We start from the raw sequence: 23,265 nt of genomic DNA, 5'->3' as shown, positions 1-23,265 counted from the left end.
CACATGTCAGGCGCCGCCTGTCCGTGATGCAGGCCGATGTTCGTGCGCCACCGATACAGCATCCCTGCTCAATCGATGTAGCTAAATTGCGTCACCCTGCTATCCTGTCAAGATTCCTCTAAGGGCAGGTTCACTGCCTCACCTCATCTGGCGGGGACATGGCCGACGACAATGAGACCACCGCCAGGCGGCCCACGATCTACGACATCGCGCGGATCGCGGGGACCAGCGCCAGCGCCGTCAGCTCGGTCCTGAACGGGACCTGGAAGAAGCGCCGCATCAGCGCCCGTCTGGCCGAGCGGATCAGCCGCATCGCCGCCGAACAGGGCTATGCCGTCAACCTGCAGGCCAGTCTGCTGCGCCGGGACCGCTCGCGCATCATCGGCATGATCATCCCGAAATACGACAACCGCTATTTCGGCGCGATCGCCGAACAGTTCGAGACGATGGCGCGGGAACGCGGCCTTTTTCCCGTCATCACCTGCACCCGGCGCGAGCCTGAGCTTGAGATCGAGGCCGCCCGCGCCATGATGTCCTATCAGGCCGAATGGCTGGTGGTGACCGGTGCGACCGAACCCGACCGGATCGCCGAGCTTTGCGGCCCCACGGGCCTGCGGGCGATCAACCTTGACTTGCCGGGAACGCGCGCGCCCTCGGTGGTGTCCGACAACTTCACCGGGGCGCTGGACCTGACCCGGGCAATCCTGGCGCGGCTGCGGGCGGATTCCGGGGCGCAGGCGCCGCTTTATTTCGTCGGCGGTCGGGCGCAGGACAACAACACGCGCGAACGCCTGCGCGGCTTCATGGCCGCCCATGACGAGGCAAACCTGCGGGTGCCCGCCGGACACTGCCTGATGCGCGGCTATTCCGCCGACAAGACCCTTGCCGCGATGAACGAACTGCGGATCCCCGACGGCAGCGGCGTTTTCGTCAACTCGACCATCGCGCTGGAAGGCGTGGTCCGCTGGCTGCACGGGCAGCCGGCCATGCCGCTGCTGCGCTTCGGCTGCTTCGACTGGGACCCTTTCGCGGCCTTCCTGCCGCAGAACGTGGGCATGATGCAGCAGGACGTGGGCGCCATGCTGTCCAGGGTCTTCGACCTGATCGAGTCCCCGCCGGAAGGCGCCCCCCGGATCGAGATCCCCTGCCGCTTCCGCGCAAGGGCCTGAAGCGTGGCGCGGAGGGGAACCTTGCCCTCGGCCCTGACCGTTGACAGAAAACCGTCACGATCAATGCCTATCAGGGCCGAATGACCGAAATCCGCTTTCAGGACCTTTCCCGCCGCTTCGGCGGCACCCGCGCCGTGGACGGCCTGTCGGCGTGCCTGCCCGAAGGCAGCTTCACCGCCCTGCTCGGGCCCTCGGGTTGCGGGAAATCCACGCTTCTGCGGCTGATCGCGGGGCTGGAACGCCCCGATGCCGGCAGCCTCTGGCTGGGCGGGGAGCTGACCGCCGGGCCGGGGCGCTTTGTCGAACCCGAGGCGCGGGGGCTGGGCATGGTCTTCCAGTCCTATGCGCTGTGGCCGCACATGACCGTCGCCGGCAACATCGGCTTCGGCCTCAACCGCCTGCCCCGGCCCGAACGGGACGCCCGCATCCGCGAGGCGCTGGCCACCACCGGCCTGCAGGGCCTGGACGGGCGAAAGCCGCACGAGTTGTCAGGCGGGCAGCGCCAGCGGGTGGCGCTGGCTCGCAGCCTTGCCGCGCGGCCGCGCATCCTGCTGCTGGACGAATCGCTGGCGAACCTTGACGCGCACCTGCGCCAGTCCATGCTGGCCGAGTTCCGCCGCATCCATGCCGCGACCGGCTGCACCATGGTCTTCGTCACCCATGACCAGAACGAGGCCATGGCCGTCGCAAGCCTCGTGGGCGTGATGCAGGCCGGCCGGCTGGAACAACTGGGCAGCCCGCAGGAGCTTTACGACCGTCCCCGCAGCGAGATGGTCGCGCGCTTCATCGGCTACGGCCGCACCCTGCCGGTGACGGTGACCGCCAGCGCCGCCAGCCGGTGCGAGGTCGCGATCGGCCCGCACCGGATCACCCTGCCGGGGCAGGCGCCGCCAGGGCCGGCGTGGCTCTGCCTGCACGCCCGCGACCTTGCGGTGGCGCCGGGCGGCCTGCCGGCGCGGATCGCCGCCACCCGCTTCGAGGACGGCTTCTTCGTGGCAGATGTGCTGCTGGACGACCTGCCCGAGGCCGAACACCTGTCCCTGCGGCTGGACCGGCGGGCAGAGACCGGCGAGCGGATCGGCCTTGCCATTCACGGCGGCTGGGTCCTGCCGCGCCACTCGGGCGAGCACGCCATGTCCCTGCCCGCCCCCGTCCCGGCCACCGAACCTGCCTGATGTCCGAGCTTCGTGCCCTGGGCGGCTTCGACGCGAAGGGACCGGCCTGCTTCCTGCTGGACATCGGCGGGCGCCGGTTGCTGCTGGATTTGGGCCGGGGACCTGACGCGGGCCGGTGCCCCGATCTGGACGGCGTGGGTCCGGTCGATGCAGTTCTGATCTCGCACGGACATGGCGATCACACCGGCGCGTTGGGGATGGCCGAGCGGCTGGGCTGCCCGCCAATCCATGCCACCGCGCCGGTGCGGGCGCTGGCACCGGACCCGCACCTGCAAGATGCCCGCGACCTTCCCCGCGACGGCATGGTGGCCGGGGTGCGGGTGGAAAGCGGGCGCGCGGGCCATGCGCCTGGCGCGGTCTGGATACGGATCGGCGGAACAGAGGGGATGCTGTATTCCGGCGATTTCGCCGCCCCGTCGCGGCTGTTCCCGGCTGATCCGATGCCACTCGCGACAGTGGCGGTGCTTGACTGTTCCTATGGCCTGCGGGCCGAGACGCTGGATGCGCAGCTCCCGGCGCTGCTGGACGTCATCGGACGCGGCCCCTGCCTGCTGCCCGCCCCAGCCGACGGGCGGGGGCCGGAACTGGCGCTTGCCTGCCTTGAGGCGGGCCTGACGGTCCGATTTTGCGACCAGACGTGCCGAACGGCTCAGACGCTGCAAGGGTTTGGGGATTGGCTCGGCCCCTCGGGCGCAAAGGCGCTCGAACGATTGCTGCACCACGGCCTTCCCCTTGATCCGCAGGGTCCGCTGGACGGCATCATGATCGCGGCGGGACCGAACTGCGGCAGCGGCGCGGCGCGAATACTGGGGCCGCGCGCGATCGCAGCGGGGGTGCCGGTGATCTTCACGGGGCATCTGGCGCAGGGCTCGCCCGCCGAGGGCTGGGTGGCGGATGGCTGCGCCCGACGGATGGGCTGGAACGTGCATCCCGACCGCGCGACGCTTTCCGCCGCGCTGGCGCAGGTCCGTCCCGCCCAGGCGCTTGCGGCTTTCGCGCTGCCCGAAAGCCGCCATGCGGTCGCGGCCGCCTTTCCCGGCATCCGCTGGACCGGCAACGGGCGCATCGCATGGTGATCCGCCCCGGCGAGTTCCTGTTCATGCGCCACGGCGAAACCGGGGCCAATGCCGCCGACGTGATCTGCGGCAGCACCGACCTGCCCCTGACGCCGCGCGGCCATGAACAGGCGCGGCAGGCGGCTGTGGCGCTGGCGGGATGCGGGATTGCCCGCATCATCACCTCGCCCCTGCTGCGCGCCTGCCAGACCGCCGAGGCCATGGCCGCGACCACCCGCGCCCCCGTGGTTGTGGCCGAAGGCCTTGCCGAACGGAACTGGGGCGAATGGGAGGGCCGGCCTCGCGCCATCCTGCGGCGCGACCAGACCCCGCCGGGCGGCGAATCGCCCGCCGGTTTCCGCGACCGCATCCGCGCGGCCCTTGCCGCCATCGACCCGGGCCAGCCAGTGCTGATCGTCGCCCATTCCGGCACCGACCGCGAAATCCATGCGGCCCTGACGACGGCCCCGCACCGGCGGATGGGCAACGGCGAAATCCGGCTCTGGACGCCGCCGCAATGGATCTGTCACGAATTCTTCAAACCCCGCGCCTAAAGAGGCGCCGCAAACCGGCCACAGGACCTGTCCATGACAAAGATGCATTTCGCCGCCCTCGGGCTGATCGCGCTTGGGGCGCCGGCCCTTGCCGCGCCCTCGGGCACGATCACCGTCTATACCTCGCAGCCGCAGGACCAGATGGCGATGGTCGTCGAGGCCTTCAACAAGGACTATCCCGACGTCGAGGTCGAGATCTTCCGCACCGGCACGACGGAACTCATGTCCAAGCTGCAGGCCGAGTTCACCGCCGGGTCCACCCCCGCCGACGTGCTGCTGATCGCCGACGCCGTGGCGATGACGCAACTGAAGCAGGACAACCGCCTGCTGGCCCATCCCGACGCGCCGATCGAGGGCATCCCGGAATCGGTCATCGACCCCGACCGGACCTTCTTCGGCACCAAGCTGATCACCACCGGCATCGTATACAACACCGGCATGGTGCAGGCGCCGCCGCAGGGCTGGGACGACCTCAGGGCGCCGGACGTGGCGGGCTCGCTGATCATGCCCAGCCCGCTTTATTCCGGCGCCGCGACGATCCATGTCGGCACCATGGTCCAGCAGCCCGAGTTCGGCTGGGGCTATTACGAGGCGCTGGCCGACGCGGGCGCGGTCGCCGGACAGGGCAACGGCACCGTGATCGAGGCCGTCGCGCGCGGCGAGAAGGCCTACGGCATCATCATCGAATACATGGCGATGAATGCGAAGAAGGACGGCTCGCCCGTCGATTTCGTCTGGCCGGATCAGGGCGTCAGCTCGATCACCCAGCCGGTCGCGATCCTGAAGGACAGCGACAACGTCGAGGCCGCCAGGGCTTTCGTGGACTGGCAACTGTCGCGCGCCGCGCAGGAACAGTCGGTCACGCAGGGCTATTTCCCGATCATCGCCGGCGTCGCCCCGCCCGAGGGCTATCCCGACCCTGCCACGCTGAACATCCTGCCGCTGGATGCGGCGGCGCTGATGGCCGACGACCAGGCCAACAAGGAACAGTTCGCTGAGCTTTTCGGCGGCTGACATCCGCAGCCTGCACAGGCGCCGGGCCCGCGGTCTGTGGATCGTGGCCCTTGTCGCCTGCTTCGTCCTTGTCACCGGGCTGTGGCCGCTGATCCGGCTGTTCGCACTGGCCCTGGGTCCGGGTGAAACCGGCGAACCCCTCGGGCTGCTGCGCGAAACCCTGTCGGGCCGCGCCTTCGGGCGGGCGCTGGGGAACACGCTGGCCTCGTCCGGCGGGTCGGTGGTGATCTCGGCGGCCCTGGGCACGGCGCTGGCGCTGGCGACGGGGCTGCTGCGCCTGCCGGGGCAGGCGCTGCTCGGCTTCCTTGCGCTGTCGCCGCTGCTGATCCCGTCGCAGATCATGGCGCTGGCCTGGATCGAGCTGATGGGCAGCGGCTCGGCCGTCCTGGGCGCGCTGGGGCTGGCGCCGGCGCCCGGATCGCGCAATCCGCTTTATTCCGGCGCGGGCGTGGCCTGGCTGATGGGGATCGAGCATATGCCGCTGGTCTTCATCGCCGTCCGCGCAAGGCTCGCGGGCCTGCCGCTGGATCTGATCGAGGCCGCGCGGATCGGCGGCGCGGGACCCGCCCGCATCCTGCGCCGGATCGTGCTGCCCTTGACGCTGCCTTCGGTCGCCGCCGGGTCGGTGCTGGCCTTTGCCGCCGCCGTGGGCAATTTCGGCGTGCCGGCGCTGCTGGGGATACCGGGGCGGTTCCCGGTGCTGACGACGCTGATCTACCAGCGGCTGAACGGCTTCGGCCCCGGCGTGATCGGCTCGGTCGCGGCCATGGCGCTGGTGCTGGTGGCGCTGGCGGCGGCGGCGCTGATCCTGCGGCAACTGGTGCTGCGCTGGACGGCAGTGCCGGTTCCCGCCGGGCGCAGCTTCACCGGCTTCGAACGGGGCCGCTGGCACTGGCCGCTGACGGCGGCGGTCTGGGCGGTGCTGGTGGCGCTGTCGGTCCTGCCGATCGTCGCGCTGGCGACCACGGCGCTGGTGCCGGCGCTGGGCGTGCCCTTCGGCCTTGGCACCGCCACCCTGCGGAACTTCGAGGCGGTTCTTGCCAATCCCGCGATCCGGCGGGCCTTTGCCAATTCCTTCATGCTCGCAGGGGCCGCGGGCCTCGTCTCGGCCGTGGTCGCGCTGCCGATTGCCTGGCTGTCGCTGACCGCCCGCAACCCGCTGGCGCGGGTGCTGAGCTGGCTTGCGGAACCCGCCCATGTGGTGCCGGGCACGGTGCTGGCGCTGGCGATGATCCTTGCCTATCTGCGCCCGCTGCCGCTGCTGGGCGTTTCGATCTACGGCACCGGCGCGATATTGCTGATCGCCTATCTCGGCCGCTTCCTGCCCCTGGCGCTGCGCCCGGTCGAGGCCGCGCTTTCCGCCTCGGACCCCGCGCTGGACGAAGCCGCGCGCATCCATGGCGTCCCGCCCCTGCGCCGGATGCTGGGCATCGCGGTCCCGGCGGCGCTGCCCGCGATGGCGGCCGGGGCGCTGGTCATCTTCATGACGGCCATCAACGAACTGACTCTTTCGGCGCTGCTGTGGTCGGCGGGCAACGAGACCATCGGCGTGCAGATCTTTTCGCTGCAATACGAAGGCAACTCGACCGCGGCGGCGGCGCTGTCGGTCCTTGCGCTGGCCGCCGTGGCGATGCTGGTGATGGCCGCCGACCGCCTGGGCCGCAGGCTGCCGCCCGGCGCCCTGCCGTGGCGGGTGGCGCAGGACCAGCCGGGCCGAACCACGTCCCCTCGCTGAGGTTCCCTTGCCGTCTGCGGCCTGATCACGCTGCTGCCCGCATGGGCAGGGCGGCTGTCATGCTGCACTGCGGAATGAAATGACCGACCTGCACGGTTGACAGGCTCATGGGCGGGCTGAATAACTGAACCACTTTCAACATGGTTCGGATATTGGTTTGCCCCCATCCCTTGAAGCGAAACAGGCGAACCGCGCGCCCCTGCTGAAGGTGCAGGACCTTCGCGTGGATTTCGGCACCGGAACCGAGGTCATCGCCGGCGTCGATCTTGCCGTCGCGCCGGGCGAGACGCTGGCCATCGTCGGCGAATCCGGCAGCGGGAAAAGCGTGACCTCGCTGGCGGTCATGGGCCTGCTTTCGGCCAAGGGCCTGAAGATCGAGGGCCGGGCCGAGTTCGACGGTCAGGCGCTGGACTTGTCCCGCCCGCAAAGCCTTGCGGGGATGCGCGGCGACCGCATGGCGATGATCTTCCAGGAACCGATGACCTCGCTGAATCCGGTCTTCCGCATCGGCGACCAGATCGCGGAAGCCGTGCTGTGCCACCGCGACGTATCCGAGGCCCAAGCCGAAACGCGGGCGCTGGACATCATGCGCAAGGTGGGCATCTCGGCCCCCGAACGCCGCATGCGCCAGTATCCGCACGAACTGTCCGGCGGGATGCGCCAACGAGTGATGATCGCCATGGCGCTGGTGAATGAACCGGCGCTGCTGATCGCGGACGAACCGACGACCGCGCTGGACGTGACCATCCAGGCGCAGATCCTGGACCTGATCTCGCGGCTGCAGCGGGACCGGGGGATGGCGGTGGTGTTCATCACCCATGACCTGGGCGTCGTGGCGCAGGTCGCCCACCGGGTCGCCGTCATGTATGCGGGGCGGATCGCGGAAACCGGCACGGTCGAGCAGATATTCAACGATCCCCAGCATCCCTATACCATCGGGCTTCTCGGCTCGATCCCCTCGCTGACCGGGCCGCGCAGGCGGCTGGCCACTGTGCCGGGCACGGTGCCCTCGCCCGCCGAGATGCCGCAGGGCTGCCGCTTTTCGACCCGCTGCCCCTTTGTGCAGCCGAAATGCGCCGAACAGCCGCCCTTGCGCGAGATCACGGGCGGCCATCGCGCCGCCTGCCACTTCGCGCCGCTGGAACAAAGCTTCGGGGCCGCCGCATGAGCGACGTGATCCTTTCGGCCCGCGGCCTGACGCGGCATTTCCAAGGCACCGGGTCGCTGTTCCGCAAGCCGCCGCCGGTCCGCGCGGTGGACGGCGTCTCGCTGGACATCCACCGGGGCGAGACCTTCGCCATCGTCGGCGAATCCGGGTCCGGCAAGTCCACCCTCGCGCGCCTGCTGGCACGGCTGCTGGAACCGACGGCGGGCAGCGTCACCTTTGAGGGGCGCGAGATTGCGGGACTGTCGGGCAAGGCGCTGAAGGACCTGCGCCGCGATGTGCAGTTCATCTTCCAGGACCCCTTCTCGTCCCTGAACCCGCGCGCCAGCGTCGGCACCCTGATCGGCGAGCCGCTGGAAACCCATTTCCCGCAGATGACCGCGGCCCAGCGGCGCGAGCGGGTGGCGGAACTGCTGAAACAGGTCGGCCTGCGCCCCGAGCACATGGGCCGCTATCCGCACGAGTTTTCCGGCGGCCAGCGCCAGCGGATCGGGATCGCCCGCGCGCTTGCCTCGCGGCCCACGCTGGTGATCGGGGACGAGCCGGTCAGCGCGCTGGACGTGTCCGTGCAGGCGCAGGTGGTGAATCTGCTGGCCGACCTGCGCGAGGCCCTGGGACTGACGCTGATCGTCATCGCCCATGACCTGGCGGTGATCCGGCACATGTCGAACCGGGTGGCGGTGATGTATCTCGGCACGCTGGTCGAGGTGGGGGACACCGATGCGATGTTCTCGCAGCCGCGCCATCCCTATACCCGCGCGCTGCTGGCGGCGATCCCCGAACCCGTGCCGGGCCTGTCCCGCCCCGCCGAGGCGATCGGCGGCGAGATCCCTTCGCCCGCCGCGCCCCCGCCCGGCTGCCGCTTTCACACTCGCTGCCCCTATGTGCAGGACCGCTGCCGCGTCGATGTGCCGGAGCTGCTGGACGACACGGGCGACGGCCATCCCGTCGCCTGCCATTTCTGGCGCGAGATCGCGGCGGAAAACCCCTTCGCGCCGCCCGCCCCGCGTGACGAGGACGGCCCTGCCGCCGAACGCATCGCCCTTTACCGCCGTGCCGTGGCGCGGGCCGAGACTGCAACGACAACAGGGGAGTAAGAACATGACCACCAGAGTTTCGCTGATCGCGGCGCTTCTGCTGTCCACTACGGTCGCCGCCGGGGCGGCCGAACTGCGGATCGGGCTTGAGAACGACCCCGACGCGCTGGACCCCGACCGCTCGCGCCTGTTCGTGGGGCGGATCGTCTTCACCGCCATGTGCGACAAGCTGGTGGACGTGAACGAGAAGCTGGAACTTGTCCCGCAGCTTGCCACCGCTTGGACGCAGGCCGAGGACGGGCTTTCGATCACCTTCACCCTGCGCGAAGGCGTCAAGTTCCACGACGGCACCGATTTCAACGCCGAAGCCGTCAAGGCCAACATCGAGCGGTCGAAGACCCTAGAGGACAGCGTCCGCAAGTCGGAACTCGCGTCCGTCGAGTCGGTCGAGGTGATCTCTCCCACCGAGGTGCGGCTGAACCTTTCGGCGCCGGACGCGACCGTGATGGCGCAGCTTGCCGACCGCGCGGGGATGATGATGTCGCCCGCGGCCTTCGCGGATGGCAAGGACTTCGCCAGCGCCCCTGCCTGCGCCGGGCCATTCAGGTTCGTCAGCCGCGTGGCGCAGGACCGCATCACGCTGGAACGCTTCGCCGACTACTGGGATGCCGATGCGGTCAGACTGGACAGCGTGGTCTACCTGCCGATCCCGGATTCGACCGTGCGGCTGGCGAACCTGCAGTCCGGGGACCTCGACATGATCAACCAGTTGGCCGCGACCGACATCCCGGCCGTGCAGGGCAACGGCAACCTGCGGGTGGAACAGGTCACGGGGCTGGGCTATCAGGGCATCTACTTCAACATCGCCAACGGCCCGCAGGCCCAGAACCCGCTGGGACAGGACGCCCGCATCCGGCAGGCGCTGAACCTGTCGATCGACCGCAACGCGATCAGCCAGGTGGTCTTCCAGGGCGCCTTCCCGCCCGCGGGCCAGCCTTTCCCGCCGGACAGCCCTTATTACAACGAGGCCTTCGCCGCGCCCGAGCGTGACGTGGAACGGGCCAGGGCGCTGCTGGCCGAGGCCGGCGTGACCACGCCCCTGACGGTCGAGCTGCAGGTCGCGAACCGCCCCGAGAACCAGCAGATCGCCCAGATGATCCAGGCGATGGCGGCCGAAGCGGGCTTCAACATCAGCATCGTCGCCAAGGAATACGCCACGCTGGTCTCGGACGGGGCCGAAGGCAACTTCCAGTCCCATGCCAAGGGCTGGTCGGGCCGGATCGACCCGGACGGCAACCTGCACCAGTTCGTCACCACCGGCGCGGGCTTCAACGACGGGCATTATTCCAACGCGGAAGTGGACCGGCTGCTGAACGAGGCCCGCACCATCACCGACCCGGCGCAGCGCAAGGAACGCTATGACGCGGCGCAGGCGATCCTGCAGCAGGACCTGCCGGTGAGCTACCTCTACTACCAGGCGTGGCTTTATGGCGTGGATGCGGGCGTCGAGGGCTTCCGGCCCTATCCCGACGGCATGATCCGCCTGCAGAACGTGTCCGACGCGGACTGACCGCACCCGTGATCCGGGGCGCGGCCTTCGGGCCGCGTCCACCCCCCTGATTGCCGGAGCCTTCGGCCCATGCTCAACCTTTTCCTGCGGCGCGTGCTGACCGCCATCCCGACGATCCTGCTGATCTCGGTCTTCGTCTTCGCGCTGCAGAAACTGCTGCCGGGCGACCCGGTGCTGGCGATGGCGGGCGAAGAACGCGACCCCATCGCGCTGGCCGCCATTCGCGAGCAGTTGGGCCTGAACGACCCGCTGCCGGTGCAATATTTCAACTGGCTGACGGCGGCGCTGCAGGGCGACTTGGGAATGTCGCTCAGGACCGGCCAGCCGGTGACGGAACTGATCCTGCAGAAGCTGCCGGTGACACTGCAGCTTGGCGTGATGGCGATGCTGATCGCGCTGGTCATCGGCATCCCTGCGGGTATAGTCTCGGCCGTCCGCAAGGGCACGCTGACCGACTATGCCGCGAACATGGTGGCGCTGTCGGGCATGTCGGTGCCGAACTTCTGGCTGGGCATCCTGCTGATCATGCTGGTCTCGGTGCGCTGGCAGCTTCTGCCCGCCTCGGGCTATGTGCCGCCGACCGAGGACTTCGTACAGTCCATGCGCACCATGATCATGCCCGCCTTCGTGCTGGGCACGGGCCTTGCGGGCGCGCTGATGCGGCATACGCGGTCGTCCATGCTGGGGGTGCTGAAGCAGGACTATGTCCGCACCGCCCGTGCCAAGGGCGTGCCGGAACGCCGCGTCGTCATGCGCCACGCCTTCCGCAACGCCCTGACCCCCATCGTCACCCTGACCGCGCTGCTGTTCGGCGAACTGATCGCGGGCGCGGTGCTGACGGAACAGATCTTCACCATCCCCGGCTTCGGCAAGCTGGTGGTCGATGCCGTCTTCACCCGTGACTACGCCGTCGTGCAGGGCGTGGTGATGGTGACGGCGGTGGGCTTCATCCTGATGAACCTTGTGGCCGACATGCTGTATATCCTTCTGAACCCCCGCCTGAGGGCCGCGTGATGGCGAACGAGGCCATCGAAGCGCGCACCGTCGCGCCGGTCATCGACACCCCCGCGCGGCGAAGCTGGCGCAAGTTCCGCACCCATCGCAGCGCGATCCTGGGCGCGGTCATCGTGGGGGCGTTCCTGCTGATCGCCCTGCTGGCGCCGCTGCTGCCGATCCCCGACCCGGCCGCGACGGACTGGGCCGCCGTGCGGCAGGCGCCCAGCGCCGCCCATCCGCTGGGCACCGACGAGATCGGCCGCGACGTCCTGTCGCGCATGATCTGGGGGGCGCGGGCCTCGGTGCTGGCGGGCATCGTCTCGGTCGGCATCGCGATCCTTCTGGGCGTGCCGTTGGGCGTGCTGGCGGGCTATTTCGGCGGCTGGACCGACGCCATCATCTCGCGCTGCACCGAGGCGCTGCTGGCGGTGCCCTTCCTGATCCTCGCCATCGCGCTGGCCGCCTTCCTGGGGCCGAGCCTTACCAATGCGATGATCGCCATCGGGATTTCAGCCATGCCGATCTTCGTGCGCCTGACGCGGGGGCAGGTCATCAACATCCGGGCCGAGGATTACGTCGAGGGCGCCCATGCCATCGGGCTGTCCACGCGCCGCATCCTGACCCGCTATATCCTGCCCAATGCCATGCCCCCCATCCTCGTTCAGGCCACGCTGACGGTCGCCGCCGCGATCATCGCGGAAGCCTCGCTGTCCTTCCTTGGCCTCGGCCAGCAGCCGCCCGCGCCGTCGTGGGGGTCGATGCTGAACACGGCCAAGAACTTCATGGCGCAGGCGCCGTGGCTGGCGCTGTGGCCGGGCCTCGCGATCTTCCTGGTCGTGCTGGGCTTCAACCTTCTGGGCGACGGGTTGCGCGACGCGCTCGACCCCCGCGAATGACAAAGAACCAAAGGGACTGACAATGAGCGACTTCACCACCCGGCCCGAGATCCGGGGCACCTTCGGCACCGTGGCCTCGACCCACTGGATCGCCTCGGCCGCGGGCATGGGCGTCTTGGAACGCGGCGGCAACGCCATCGACGCGGCGGTGGCGACGGGGCTGGTGCTGCAGGTGGTCGAGCCGCATCTGAACGGCCCGGCGGGCGACCTGCCGGTGATCTGGCGCAAGGCTGACGGTGAGCCGCAGGTGATCTGCGCCCAGGGGCCCGCGCCCAAAGCCGCGACCATCGCGGCGATGCGCGAACTTGGCCTGACGCTGATCCCCGGGTCGGGGCTGCTGGCGACCGTCGTGCCGGGCGCCTTCGACGGCTGGATGAAGTTGCTGGCCGAGGGCGGCAGCCTGACCCTGCGCGAGGTGATGGAGCCCGCGATATTCTACGCCGGCGAGGGCCATCCGGTGCTGCCGCGCGTCGCCAACACCATCAAGGGCATCGACGCCTTTTTGCGTGACGAATGGCCCAGTTCCGCCGCCGTCTTCATGCCCGGCGGCGAGGCGCCCGAACCGGGCGGCATCTTCCGCAACCCTGACCTTGCCGCCACCTGGCAGCGCATCGTGGACGAGGCTGAGGCCGCATCCGACGACCGCCTGGGCCAGATCGAGGCCGCCCGCGCCATCTGGTCGGACGGCTTCGTGGCCGAGGCCATCGCCGGTTTCGTGGACACCGCCGAGGTCGCTGACGTGACCGGCCAGCGTCACCGCGCCCTGCTGGCGCGCGAGGACCTGTCGGGCTGGCGGGCGCGAACCGAGGAACCGCTGTCGCTCGATTACCACGGCTGGACCGTCTACAAGACCGGGCCATGGGGTCAGGGGCCGGTGCTGCTGCAGGCCTTGGCGATCCTGCGCGGCATCGACATCGCCGCGATGGACCCGGTCGGCGCCGAGTTCGTGCATACCGTCACCGAGGCGATGAAGCTCGCCTATGCCGACCGCGAGGCCTATTACGGCGACCCCGACTTCTCGGACATCCCGATGGACGTGCTGCTGTCCGAGGATTACGCCGCCGAACGCCGCAAGCTGATCGGCGCACAGGCCTCGACCGAGCAGCGCCCCGGACGGGTGCCGGGCCACGAGCATCTGGCCGAGGCCGCCATCGCCCGCGCCTTCCGCGACTTCGGCGTGGGCCGCGCCGTCAGCGTCGAGCCGACCATGGCGCATCTGACCGAGAAGCGCGGCGACACCGTGCACCTGGACGTGATCGACCGCTGGGGCAACATGGTCTCGGCCACGCCCTCGGGCGGGTGGCTGCAAAGCTCTCCGGTCATCCCCGGCCTTGGCTTCCCGCTGAACAGCCGTGCGCAGATGTTCTGGCTTGAGGAAGGCGTGCCCTCGGGCCTGCGCCCCGGCTCGCGGCCAAGGACGACCTTGACGCCGTCCATGGCGCGGAACGGCGACCGCTGGCTGGCCTTCGGCACGCCGGGGGGCGACCAGCAGGACCAGTGGCAGTTGATCTGGTTTTTGCGCTTCGTCCATCACGGCGGCAACCTGCAGGCCAACATGGACCGGCCGCTGTTCCATTCGCTGCATTTCCAGGGCTCGTTCTACCCGAGGAAGGCCGAACCCGCGCGGATGCTGATGGAGCCGGCCTTCGGCGAGGCGGTGATCGCGGACCTGCGCGGGCGGGGCCACATCATCGAGGTCACGGAACCCTGGGCCGTGGGCCGGCTGACCGCGGCCCTGCGCGAGCCGGACGGCCTCCTGCGCGCCGCCGCGACGCCGCGGCTGATGCAGGCCTATGCGGTGGGGCGCTGACATGACGCAGGCAACCGGAACGGCCCGGCGGAGGACGCGATGCTGGGCATGACGACCGAGGCGCTGGTCCAGTTGACCCTGATCGCCCTCGCCGCAGGGGCCTTTGGCGGCATCATCGCCGGGCTCCTGGGCGTGGGGGGCGGAATTGTGATCGTCCCGGCGCTGTATTTCGCGCTGTCGCTGACCGGGATGGACCCGGCGCTGACGATGCAGGTGGCGGTGGGCACGTCGCTCTCCACCATCGTCTTCACCTCGCTCTCCTCGGGGATCGGGCATCACAGGCGCGGGGCCATCGACACCGCGCTGCTGCGGCGCTGGGTGCCGTGGATCGTCCTGGGCGTGGTGCTGGGCTCGGTCGTCGGCGGCTATGTCTCGGGCTGGGTGCTGGTCGCGGTCTTCGCCACCATCGCGCTGTTCGTGGCCGGTGACATGATCCTGCGCAAGCCCTCGCAGGACGTCGAGCCGCGCAGCTTCCCCGCTGCCGCCTGGGCGGGCTTCGGCGTCTTCGCGGGCGCGGTCTCGGCCATGATGGGGATCGGGGGCGGGACCGTCTGCGTGCCACTGCTGAATTTCTTGGGCTATGACATCCGCCGCGCGGTCGGCACCTCGGCCGCCATCGGCTTCGTCATCGGCCTGCCCGGCGCCATCATCTACGCGCTGACCGGGCTGGGGCAGGACGGGCTGCCGCCGCTGTCCTTGGGCTACGTGAACCTGTATCTGGCCGCCGTCATCATCCCGCTGTCCACCTGGATGGCGGGCTATGGCGTGCGGCTGGCCCACAGCATCGACCGGCGCAAGCTGCGGATGGCCTTCGGGATCTTCCTGCTGCTGACCTCGATCAGGATGTGGATCGACCTTGCCGGCGCCTGAGGCAGAAACCCTCTCGCTCGAGGACAGACTGCGGGCCGAACTGCCCCGCATCGCCGACGAGGGCGGCCGCCTGCCGCCCGAACGCGAACTGGCCGCTCGCTTCGGCGTCGGCCGCACCCGGCTGCGGCGGGCGCTGGCGGTGCTGGAAGGCGACGGGTTGCTGTTCCGCCGCCACGGGCAGGGCACCTTCACCCTGCCGCCCCCGGTGCCCGGCGGCCTCGGGGCGCTGGTCCGCAGCGTCACCCCCGCCGACGTGATGGAGGTGCGGATGGAGGTGGAGCCCGCGCTGGCCGCCCTTGCCGCCGAGCGCGCCACCCCCGAGGACGCCCGCGCCCTGCGCGACCTGATGGCCAACACGCTGACCGCGCGGACGCCCGAGGGCTACGAGATCGCCGACGCGATCTTCCACTTCCGCATTGCCGAACTGGCGCGCAACCCGCTGTTCCTGCGCGTCTACGACCAGATCCGCAGCATCCGCGAGCAATCCGACTGGGCCGCCTGGCGGGGCGACCGGCTGGACGCCGCCCGCATCCGCGACCTCGGCCGTCAGCATGCGGCCCTGGCAGACCGCATCGCCGCCAATGACAGCACCGGCGCCGCCGCGGCGATGGAACGCCACCTTCTCAGCATCGAACACGGAATCCGGCGGAAAAGATGACCCGGCCCTGCGGCGGGCGGCAGGCCGCAACCGGGATCGCGCGCCTTTGCGCCATGAAACCAGCCGCGGCCTGCGCCGTTGAGGGTCATGCCCCGCTGCCGCCCCCAGAATCCTTCAGACGTCGGCCCGGCCTTCCGGGCGGCGCTCGACGGCTTCGACCCGGACCGGCCGGCGCTGATCCTCGGCCATTTCGACGCGGACGGGCTGGCGGCGACGGCGATCCTAGCCCGCGCGCTGGACCGCGCCGGCCGGCCCGCAGAGATCCGCATCACAGGCAAGGGCGAAAACCCCTGGTCGCTCGCCATGGGCCGGGAACTGCAGGCCCGCCAGCCCGGCGGATTGATCGCCACCGATCTCGGCATCCGCGAGGGCGACATCCTGCCGGGGGTGCCCACGGTGCTGGTCGATCACCACGTCCCCTCGGGCACGCCCGGCGGGGCGGTCGTGATCTCGGGGAACGGCTGGGTGCCCGAGCCGACCTCGGCGCTGCTGGCCTTCTGGTGCGCCGAAGGGCTGGGCCAGGCGGAGGGACTTTCGTGGCTGGCCGCCCTGGGGCTGATCGGCGACATGGCAACGGGCGATTTCCCCGAGCTTGCCGAGGCGCAGGCGCGATACGGCAAGACGGCGCTGCGGGAAGCGGTGGCGCTGGTCAACGCCCCGCGCCGGACCGCAGCGGCCGACGCAGGCCCGGCGCTTGAGCTTCTGCTGAAATGCGACGGACCCAAGGAACTTGTGAAGGGCGACCACCCCGAAACCGCCCTTCTGCGCGAAGCCCGCGCCGAAGTCGCGGCGGAACTCGACCGCGCCAGGCGGACAGCGCCGAAGGTCCGCGGCGACATCGCGCTGATCCGCTTTGCCTCGCCCTGCCAGGTCCATCCGCTGGTCGCGCAGGCCTGGCGCGGGCGGCTGAAGAACAAGATCGTGCTGGCCACGAACACCGGCTACCGGCCGGGCTGGGTCCATTTCGCCGCGCGCACCGCGACCGGGACGGACCTCATCCGCTTTCTGGCCGACCACCGGCCGCCCGGCGCGGGCACGGAATACGGCAGCGGCCATGTCCAGGCCACCGGCGGCGCCCTGCGCCCGGCCGACTGGAACGACTTCGCCGCCCGGATCGGCTTTCCCGAGGAACAGGTGCCCGATGCATGAACGACCCCTGCGGATGGGCTTTCCCGTCAAGGTGATGGGACGGCCCGGCCTGAAAAGCAACGATACCCGGCGCTGGCGGCAGAACCCGCACCTCAAGACCTCGCTGGAATACGTGGACGCGATCCTCGACTACCTGGCCCGGACGGGGATCGAGATGTATCGCATGTCCTCGGACCTCGCGCCCTATGCGACGCACCCGGACATGCCGCAGTTCCACGACATGGTGGCCGAAAGCGACGCAGAGCTTGCGGCGATGGGGCGCAAGGCGCGCGAACTGGACATCCGGCTGTCCTTTCACCCCTCGCAGTTCGTGCTGCTGAACAGCCCCGACCCGGCGCTGACGGCGAAAAGCATCTGGGACCTGTCCTCGCAGGCCGAGATGCTGGACCGGATGGGCATGGGACCGGAAGCGGTGCTGGTGACCCATGTCGGCGGCGTTTACGACAACCGCGAGGAAAGCCGCGCCCGCTGGATCGAGGGCTATAACCAATGCCCCGGCCATGTCCGCCGCCGCCTTGTGCTGGAAAATGACGACATCCGCTTTTCCGCCGCCGATGTCCTGTGGATCCACGACCGTTGCGGGGTGCCGCTGATCTTCGACTACCAGCATCACTGGTGCCTGAATCCCGAAGGGCTGGCGCTGCGGACCGCGCTGGAACGGTTCATCGGCTCGTGGCCCGAAGGCGTGCGGCCGAAGATCCACTTTTCCTCGCCTCGGACCGAGATGCGCGAGATCAAGCGCAAGGTCACGGACAAGGAACGCGAGGCAGCCAGAACTGCCGGCCCGCCCGAAGGCGCGCTGACGAAGGGGGTGGTCAAAGCCACGTCCCGCGTCAAGACGGTGCTGCTGCCGCCGGTCTGGACCGGGCACGCGGATTTCACCAATCCCTTCGAGTTCGCGACCTTCATGCGCGACGCGGCAGGGCTGGAATTCGACGTGATGCTTGAAGCCAAGACCAAGGACCTGTCGCTCTTGCGGCTGCGGTCGGACCTGCTGCGCTATGCCCCTGATGTCGCGGCCCGCTTCGGCGCCGGCACCGGTGACGCGGCCCGTCTTGCAGAGGCCGAACGGATGCTCGGCGCCGGGATGGAGGCCGGTGCCGACATCGACGAGGGCGAACCGGCTGCCCTTTCCGAGGGGTGAATCTTCGCCTCGACCGGCAACAGGGAGGAGGTATGCCGCCCCTTCGGCGCCCGGCCGGCGGCTTGCCTGCAAACCGGCATCATGCGCGGCGGGCTTCACCAGCCGGAAGCGCTTTTGCCTGATCGGACCCGCTGCAGGTTCAGTGCCGGCAGCCAAGCCGAGATGCTGCAAGCACGGGCAGCAAAGGGGCGTCGGGCAGGACAAGGGCTGCGGCTCACCGGCCACCACCAGCGTCGTCGGGTCCGGGGTGGCCGGGGGGGCCTGCCCTACTGCAGTTGGCAATCCGGCATGCAAGGCCGCCTCCCTTGCGCGCCTGCGGCCAAGCGGGCAACATCCTGCGCGTCATGTCCTTGGCCTGTCTCGATCATTTCGGTCTCCGCCGGGCGCCTTTCGACAACGCGCCTGACCCGTCCCTGTTCCACGCGTCGCAGCCTCACCAACCCGTGCTCGACTGGATCGGGGAGGGGGTCGTCGCAGGCGCACCCGTTCTGTCGCTGACGGGCGTTGCCGGGACGGGCAAGACGGCGCTGCTGAAGCTGCTGGCTGATCGGCGCCACGGCAAGGGATGGATCACCGGGCTTGTCTCGGCTCTGCAGCCCCGGCCCGGCAGCCTTTTCGGTCAGGTGCGCGATGCCTTCGGCCTGCCTGAACAAAGCGACGGTCCCAACCTTTCGGATCAGGTCCGCCGCTTTGCCGAGGCGAACCGGGCAAAGGGCCATTCCACCCTGCTGATGGTGGACGACGCGCAGACGCTGGAGGTCGAGGGCATCGCAGCCCTCGCATCGCTGGCGGCGGAGGGCGGCCTGACGCTGCTGCTCGCCGGCCGCCCGGAATTGCGGGGCCGACTAGTCGCGCCGAGGCTGCGCTTCGCGCGGGGCGTCCATGCGGTCCTGACCCCCTTGGGCGAGGGCGACACCGCCGGCTATGTCGCGCACCGGCTGGCGCAATCGGGCGCGACCGCGCCGATCTTCAACGCCGGCGCGATGCAGGTGCTGCATTTCTTCGGGCTGGGCCTGCCCCGGCTGATCAACGTCATGGCCGATCATTGCCTGAGAACCGCCGCATCGGCAGGGTTGTCCCGGATCGACGGCGCATGGGCGGGCGCAGTGCTGGACGAGGCAAGCACCACCGGCGTGCTGAGCCGTCTGGCCGAGCAGGCGGCGACGGGATCGCGCCAAGCCCCCGATGTTCCCCTTGCCGGCACCCCCGAGGGCCAGCTTGCAACCATAGCGCCGCACCCCCCGGCATCGGACAGCGCGGGCACTACGGACCATGCCGCGCCGCCGGCCCTGATGCCTGATCCTTTTCCGGCATCGGCCACGCGGCCCGACTTGCCAAAGACCCGGCAGGCGCTCTCCGAAGGCGGTGCGTTGCGAGAGCCACCGCCGCGACGACCCGATGCCCTGCGCGCCCTGCCCCGTCACGATCCTGCGCCGGCCCCTGCCCTTTATCCTGCGGTCGATCCGGCCCTGTTTTCCCCCTTCCGCGAACCCGGCAGGCGTCAAGGCTCGTGGCTGGGGGCAGCGGCGGTTATCGCCAGCGGCGCGGCATTGGTCTGGCTTCAATGGGGGCAAGCGCCCGCGCCGGCTGCCATGCGCCCGGCCCCGCCCGCGGCCGGTGCCGCCATGGAACAGGCGGCAGCCGCAGCGGGGCAGCCCGCACCCTTTGCCCTGCAGCCGGCCTTTTCGGTTCCCCATCCGGTCGCCATCACACCGGAACTGGCCATTCCGGCCCTGATGACACAGGCGCTGGACCTCGAAAGCCGCGATCCCGGCCGGGCGGCCATCTCCTATGCCCGCGCGGCCCTTCGCGGAAGCGCCCGCGCGGCCTATTACCTCGGACAGCTTCATGAAACCGGCAGCGGAGTCGCACCGAACCCGGACATGGCGCGGCTGTGGTATGCCGCGGCCGCCGATCTGCCAAGGGCGCAACAACGATTACAGGCCCTGGCGACCGCCGATGCGCCGGGCATCCCGGCACCGCCGGTCCCCGTCTTTCAGGCCCGGCCAGGCAACGGCGGCAGCGAGATGATCTGGCGCCTGCCCGAAGGCGCCGCGCCCGTCCGCTTCCGGGTCGAGATCTTCGGCCCGGTGGATCAGCCTCTGCCCGTTCAGGAAACAACGGTCCCGGGGCTGATCCTGCCTTTTCCGGTCAGCGCATGGCGCGTCACCGCACTCGGGGCGGATGGTTCGGAAAGCGTCCCTTCCGCCCTGGTCCGCATGATCCCCGCGGAAGAATAGCCGGCCTTCGGGATCGGCACGAACCCCGGATCAGCACCCCAGCGTGGCGCAGATATATTCGCGGTAGGCCCGGTTCGCGTCGCTTTCCGCGGGTTGCTCGGGCTCTTCTGCGGGCGCTGCGCTTGCGCTGGCAAGCGGGGCGGCGCATTGAAGCTGGTAGCCCTGCTGCAGCCCCTGATTGACGCAGTTGCCGATGTCCCAGCCGGGGGGGATGTCCTGCAGGTCGACGTTCCGCCACTTGGGATGGCCGCTTTCCTGCAGCTGCGGCAGCCGGGTCAGCATCAGGTGGGACAGGTCGGACACCGCCTTGCAGCTTTGCTGCTGGTAGCCGTTGCCCCGGGGATCATATTCAAAGGTCATCAGCAGCGCCTTGACGGCGATTCCTTCCACCGCCTCGGGCTGGAACGGATAGGTGTTCGCGGGAATGGTCGCCGTGTCGTAAACGCTGCCGAGCGTCTGGTCCGCGATCGGCACCAGTTGGAACCGTTCTCCGTCGATTTCGCCCTCGGCGAACAGGGCAGTGGGGGCGCCGGCGACATAGAAGAAGGCGTCGATCTCTCCGGCCTTGAGCGCGGGCAGCGCATCGGCGGGCGAGATCAGGCGCCGTTCGGCCGGCTGGGTGCCGGTCAGGTCCAGCACCAGCGAGGCGGTCAGAAAGGTGCCGCTGTTCTCGACCCCGATCGCCACCCGCTTGCCCGCCAGGTCGGCAAGACTGTCGATGTCCGATGTCGCCAGCAGATGCACCTCCTCGTCGTAAAGCGGGAAGGCGATGCGGACATTGTAGATCGCGCGGGCCACGTCGGGATCATTGGCGGAATAGGTCTTCAGATATTCCAGCACGTCGTTCTGCACGATGCCGAACTGGGTATTGCTGCGCTTTCGGACAGCCATGAAGTTTTCCAGCGAGCCTGCGGATTCGATCACGTTCAGCGTCTGGCCGCATTGCGCCATCAGCCCGGCGAGGTCGCGGCCGATCTGGATATAGGTGCCCGACGCCCCGCCGGTCATCACCGCCTTGCGGAATTCCTGCTGGGCGGCGGCGGGGCCTGTGGCCAGGGCCAGCACCGCGCCAAGGGCCATGCCGAGCCATCGGGTCTTGCTCATCTCGTCTTTCCTCCCCTTTCGGCTTTGCGGGCCGGTGGTGTCAGTTGCAGGCGCCAAGCTCGGCCACCAGCGCCAGCAGGGTCTGCCGGTTGATCTGCCCATAGGCGCCCCTCAGGGCCTCTGCCGCGCATTCCCCGCCGGTCAGACGCCGCTGCAACTCAGCGCGCTCGGGACCCGAGCCGAGCGCCGGGGCGCGCGACAAGGCGGCCTCGACCTCCTCTGCCGTCCAGCGCGCCGGCTGCGAGTCCGCCGCGGGAACGGACAGGGCCGTGTCCTCGGCGGGCGCCGCCGCCATCTCACCGGGGGCCGCAGTATCCTCGGCAAGCGCGGGCGCTGTTTCCTGCACTTCGGCAGAGAGCCGGGCGACCTCCTGTTCCATGGCCTCGCGCGTGGCGGATGCCTGTTCAAGCCGGGCGGTCACTTCGGCCAAGGCCGCCTCGGCACTGGCGCGGCGGTCCTCGGCCGCGGCGAAGGCCTGATCGGCCTCGTCCCGGCGGCGCTCGGCTTCCATCGCGGCGGCGGTCGCGGCCGTCTGCCGCGTCGTCGCCTCCTCCAGCCCCTGCCGCAGCTCCGCCTCGCTCCCTTGCGTCCGGGCCAGCGCAGCCTCTGCCTCGGCCCGGCGGGTGCCCAGCGCGGCGATCTCTGCCTCTGCCGCCTCGCGTTGCGTGGTGAGATCAGTGATTTGCTGCTGCATCTGGGAAAGGGCAGCCTCTGCCGCGGTCCGGCGGGTATCCAGAGTGGCGATCTCGCTTTCCGCCGTCTCGCGCTGTGTGGCCAGATCGGAAACCTGCTGCTGCACTTGGGAAAGCGCGGCTTCCGCCTCGGCCCGGCGCGTATCCAGCGCGGCAACTTCGTTCTCCGCCGCTACGCGCTGCGCAGCGAAATCAGCGGCCTGCTGCTGCACTTGGGAAAGGGCGGCCTCCGCCTCGGTCCGGCGGGCGTCGAGGGTGGCAATCCCGCTTTCCTCCGCATCGCGCTGAGCGGCGAAATCGGCGAGCTGCCGTTGCGCGGTGCCAAGGGCTTCCCCGGCATCGGCGACCTGCTGTTCCACGGCGGCACGCTGCTGGCCGAGTTCCGCCAGACGCGCCTCGGTCTCGGCCGTCTGTTGCTGCAGTTCGGCAAGGCGCGCTTCCGCCCCGGCCAAAGCCTCCGAGGATTCGCTTTCGAGGCCCTCGGCCTGCTGCCGCGCCGCAAGCTCCTGTTGCAGCGCGTTCAAGCGGGATGCCAGATCGGCGCGGGCCGTTTCCGCCTGTTGGCGGGCGGCCTCCGCTTCGGCAAGGCGCGCGCGCAGGTCGGCCAGATCCCGTTCCATCCCGGCCTGCGCATCGGCGCTGGCCGCTGCCTGCGCCGCGCGTTCCTCGGCGCTTGCCAGTTCGGCCTCGCGCCCTTGCAAGGCCGCTTCTGCCGCCGACAACCGTTCTTCCGCCGAAAGCGCGTCGCTTCGGGCAGCCTGCAACTGCGCGGTCAGTTCCCGGACCTGATCCTCGGCGACCTGCAGGGCCTCCGCATCCGCCGCCTCAGAGGTGGTCTGCCGGGCAGCCTGCAGTTCCGCGTCGCGTTCGGCCAGCAGGCGCTGGGCGGCAGCGGCCTTTTCCTCTGCCGCCTGCGCTCGGGCTTTCGCCGCTTCGAGTTCCTCGGTCGGTTCCGTCATCGGCGGGGTGGGCGCCCCGTCTTCGGGAAGCGCGGCATCCGAAGCCTGCCTGCCAGATGCAAGCTCGCTCCGCATGGCCTCGATCTGGCTTTGCAGGTCGGCGGCCTCATCCTCCATCAGGACGATGATCTCCCGCAGCGCGCTGGTCTTTCCCGGGTTCGGCAACTCGGCGGAAACGCTGTCGTCCTGGCCCAAGGCCATGCCCGCCATGATGGCCCAGAACCCACTTGCGGCAAGCAGCCTGATCACGTTCCACCCCACTTTCCGCCATCA

Annotated in this window: 19 protein-coding genes; 17 read left to right on the top strand and 2 right to left on the bottom strand. The window is 69.8% G+C overall.

What is annotated here, in order from left to right:
- Nucleotides 1-158: 158 nt before the first annotated feature.
- From H5395_RS11505 to H5395_RS11425, 17 genes are all read left to right on the top strand, one after another.
- The gene (locus tag H5395_RS11505; protein WP_182792722.1) at nt 159-1,169 is read left to right on the top strand and encodes a LacI family DNA-binding transcriptional regulator; all 1,011 of its coding nucleotides are present in this window, start codon (nt 159-161) and stop codon (nt 1,167-1,169) included.
- A gap of 80 nt (nt 1,170-1,249) precedes the next feature.
- Nucleotides 1,250-2,344 (top strand): ABC transporter ATP-binding protein, encoded by a 1,095-nt coding sequence (locus H5395_RS11500; RefSeq protein ID WP_182792721.1) that lies wholly within the window; start codon nt 1,250-1,252, stop codon nt 2,342-2,344.
- The gene (locus H5395_RS11495) at nt 2,344-3,420 is read left to right on the top strand and encodes an MBL fold metallo-hydrolase (protein ID WP_182792720.1); all 1,077 of its coding nucleotides are present in this window, start codon (nt 2,344-2,346) and stop codon (nt 3,418-3,420) included. Before H5395_RS11500 ends, H5395_RS11495 begins: the two co-directional genes overlap by 1 nt.
- On the top strand, nt 3,414-3,953 hold the full coding sequence (locus H5395_RS11490; protein ID WP_182792719.1) for a histidine phosphatase family protein: 540 nt from the start codon (nt 3,414-3,416) through the stop codon (nt 3,951-3,953). Before H5395_RS11495 ends, H5395_RS11490 begins: the two co-directional genes overlap by 7 nt.
- 33 nt (nt 3,954-3,986) lie before the next feature.
- Nucleotides 3,987-4,967, top strand: coding sequence for an ABC transporter substrate-binding protein (locus H5395_RS11485; RefSeq protein WP_220495000.1), 981 nt, complete (start codon nt 3,987-3,989; stop codon nt 4,965-4,967).
- 43 nt (nt 4,968-5,010) lie between these two features.
- A complete protein-coding gene (locus H5395_RS11480; protein WP_182792718.1) occupies nt 5,011-6,702 on the top strand; it encodes an iron ABC transporter permease in 1,692 nt (563 codons plus the stop codon).
- Nucleotides 6,703-6,925: 223 nt separating this feature from the next.
- The gene (locus tag H5395_RS11475) at nt 6,926-7,870 is read left to right on the top strand and encodes an ABC transporter ATP-binding protein (protein ID WP_370576447.1); all 945 of its coding nucleotides are present in this window, start codon (nt 6,926-6,928) and stop codon (nt 7,868-7,870) included.
- Entirely contained in the window at nt 7,867-8,964 is a 1,098-nt protein-coding gene (locus tag H5395_RS11470; protein WP_182792716.1) for an ABC transporter ATP-binding protein, read from the top strand. Before H5395_RS11475 ends, H5395_RS11470 begins: the two co-directional genes overlap by 4 nt.
- 4 nt (nt 8,965-8,968) lie before the next feature.
- Entirely contained in the window at nt 8,969-10,474 is a 1,506-nt protein-coding gene (locus tag H5395_RS11465; protein WP_182792715.1) for an ABC transporter substrate-binding protein, read from the top strand.
- Nucleotides 10,475-10,543: 69 nt separating this feature from the next.
- Nucleotides 10,544-11,488, top strand: coding sequence for an ABC transporter permease (locus tag H5395_RS11460; RefSeq protein WP_182792714.1), 945 nt, complete (start codon nt 10,544-10,546; stop codon nt 11,486-11,488).
- Nucleotides 11,488-12,366, top strand: a complete 879-nt coding sequence (locus H5395_RS11455) for an ABC transporter permease (protein WP_182792713.1) — start codon at nt 11,488-11,490, stop codon at nt 12,364-12,366. Before H5395_RS11460 ends, H5395_RS11455 begins: the two co-directional genes overlap by 1 nt.
- A gap of 22 nt (nt 12,367-12,388) precedes the next feature.
- Nucleotides 12,389-14,176 carry a gamma-glutamyltransferase family protein gene (locus tag H5395_RS11450; RefSeq protein WP_182792712.1) on the top strand — a complete coding sequence of 596 codons (1,788 nt, stop codon included), beginning with the start codon at nt 12,389-12,391 and terminating at the stop codon, nt 14,174-14,176.
- 39 nt (nt 14,177-14,215) lie between these two features.
- Nucleotides 14,216-15,046: a sulfite exporter TauE/SafE family protein gene (locus H5395_RS11445; RefSeq protein ID WP_182792711.1), complete on the top strand. Its 831-nt coding sequence runs from the start codon at nt 14,216-14,218 to the stop codon at nt 15,044-15,046.
- Nucleotides 15,033-15,704, top strand: a complete 672-nt coding sequence (locus H5395_RS11440) for a FadR/GntR family transcriptional regulator (RefSeq protein ID WP_182792710.1) — start codon at nt 15,033-15,035, stop codon at nt 15,702-15,704. The genes H5395_RS11445 and H5395_RS11440 overlap by 14 nt, the downstream gene beginning before the upstream one ends.
- An 87-nt stretch (nt 15,705-15,791) precedes the next feature.
- Nucleotides 15,792-16,853, top strand: coding sequence for a hypothetical protein (locus H5395_RS11435; RefSeq protein ID WP_220494998.1), 1,062 nt, complete (start codon nt 15,792-15,794; stop codon nt 16,851-16,853).
- Nucleotides 16,846-17,997, top strand: coding sequence for a UV DNA damage repair endonuclease UvsE (uvsE, locus tag H5395_RS11430; protein ID WP_182792709.1), 1,152 nt, complete (start codon nt 16,846-16,848; stop codon nt 17,995-17,997). The genes H5395_RS11435 and uvsE overlap by 8 nt, the downstream gene beginning before the upstream one ends.
- Nucleotides 17,998-18,302: 305 nt before the next feature.
- Nucleotides 18,303-20,237, top strand: a complete 1,935-nt coding sequence (locus H5395_RS11425) for an AAA family ATPase (RefSeq protein ID WP_182792708.1) — start codon at nt 18,303-18,305, stop codon at nt 20,235-20,237.
- A gap of 30 nt (nt 20,238-20,267) precedes the next feature.
- On the opposite strand, the gene H5395_RS11420 is transcribed toward H5395_RS11425, so the two are convergent.
- Both H5395_RS11420 and H5395_RS11415 read right to left on the bottom strand, forming a co-directional pair.
- On the bottom strand, nt 20,268-21,341 hold the full coding sequence (locus tag H5395_RS11420; protein ID WP_234450741.1) for a TAXI family TRAP transporter solute-binding subunit: 1,074 nt from the start codon (nt 21,339-21,341) through the stop codon (nt 20,268-20,270).
- 40 nt (nt 21,342-21,381) lie between these two features.
- Complete coding sequence (locus H5395_RS11415) at nt 21,382-23,241, bottom strand: hypothetical protein (protein ID WP_182792707.1); 1,860 nt, start codon at nt 23,239-23,241, stop codon at nt 21,382-21,384.
- Nucleotides 23,242-23,265 lie beyond the last annotated feature (24 nt).

Source organism: Paracoccus sp. MC1854 (assembly GCF_014164635.1).
Taxonomy (GTDB): domain Bacteria; phylum Pseudomonadota; class Alphaproteobacteria; order Rhodobacterales; family Rhodobacteraceae; genus Paracoccus.
This window is presented reverse-complemented; position numbering and strand designations above follow the sequence as displayed.

Coding starts and splice junctions, on each gene's coding strand:
- H5395_RS11460 (WP_182792714.1), top strand. CDS start 10,544: ATGCTCAACCTTTTCCTGCGGCGCGTGCTGACCGCCATCCCGACGATC.
- H5395_RS11470 (WP_182792716.1), top strand. CDS start 7,867: ATGAGCGACGTGATCCTTTCGGCCCGCGGCCTGACGCGGCATTTCCAA.
- H5395_RS11490 (WP_182792719.1), top strand. CDS start 3,414: ATGGTGATCCGCCCCGGCGAGTTCCTGTTCATGCGCCACGGCGAAACC.
- H5395_RS11450 (WP_182792712.1), top strand. CDS start 12,389: ATGAGCGACTTCACCACCCGGCCCGAGATCCGGGGCACCTTCGGCACC.
- uvsE (WP_182792709.1), top strand. CDS start 16,846: ATGCATGAACGACCCCTGCGGATGGGCTTTCCCGTCAAGGTGATGGGA.
- H5395_RS11465 (WP_182792715.1), top strand. CDS start 8,969: ATGACCACCAGAGTTTCGCTGATCGCGGCGCTTCTGCTGTCCACTACG.
- H5395_RS11495 (WP_182792720.1), top strand. CDS start 2,344: ATGTCCGAGCTTCGTGCCCTGGGCGGCTTCGACGCGAAGGGACCGGCC.
- H5395_RS11485 (WP_220495000.1), top strand. CDS start 3,987: ATGACAAAGATGCATTTCGCCGCCCTCGGGCTGATCGCGCTTGGGGCG.
- H5395_RS11455 (WP_182792713.1), top strand. CDS start 11,488: ATGGCGAACGAGGCCATCGAAGCGCGCACCGTCGCGCCGGTCATCGAC.
- H5395_RS11420 (WP_234450741.1), bottom strand. CDS start 21,341: ATGAGCAAGACCCGATGGCTCGGCATGGCCCTTGGCGCGGTGCTGGCC.
- H5395_RS11500 (WP_182792721.1), top strand. CDS start 1,250: ATGACCGAAATCCGCTTTCAGGACCTTTCCCGCCGCTTCGGCGGCACC.
- H5395_RS11445 (WP_182792711.1), top strand. CDS start 14,216: ATGCTGGGCATGACGACCGAGGCGCTGGTCCAGTTGACCCTGATCGCC.
- H5395_RS11505 (WP_182792722.1), top strand. CDS start 159: ATGGCCGACGACAATGAGACCACCGCCAGGCGGCCCACGATCTACGAC.
- H5395_RS11435 (WP_220494998.1), top strand. CDS start 15,792: ATGCCCCGCTGCCGCCCCCAGAATCCTTCAGACGTCGGCCCGGCCTTC.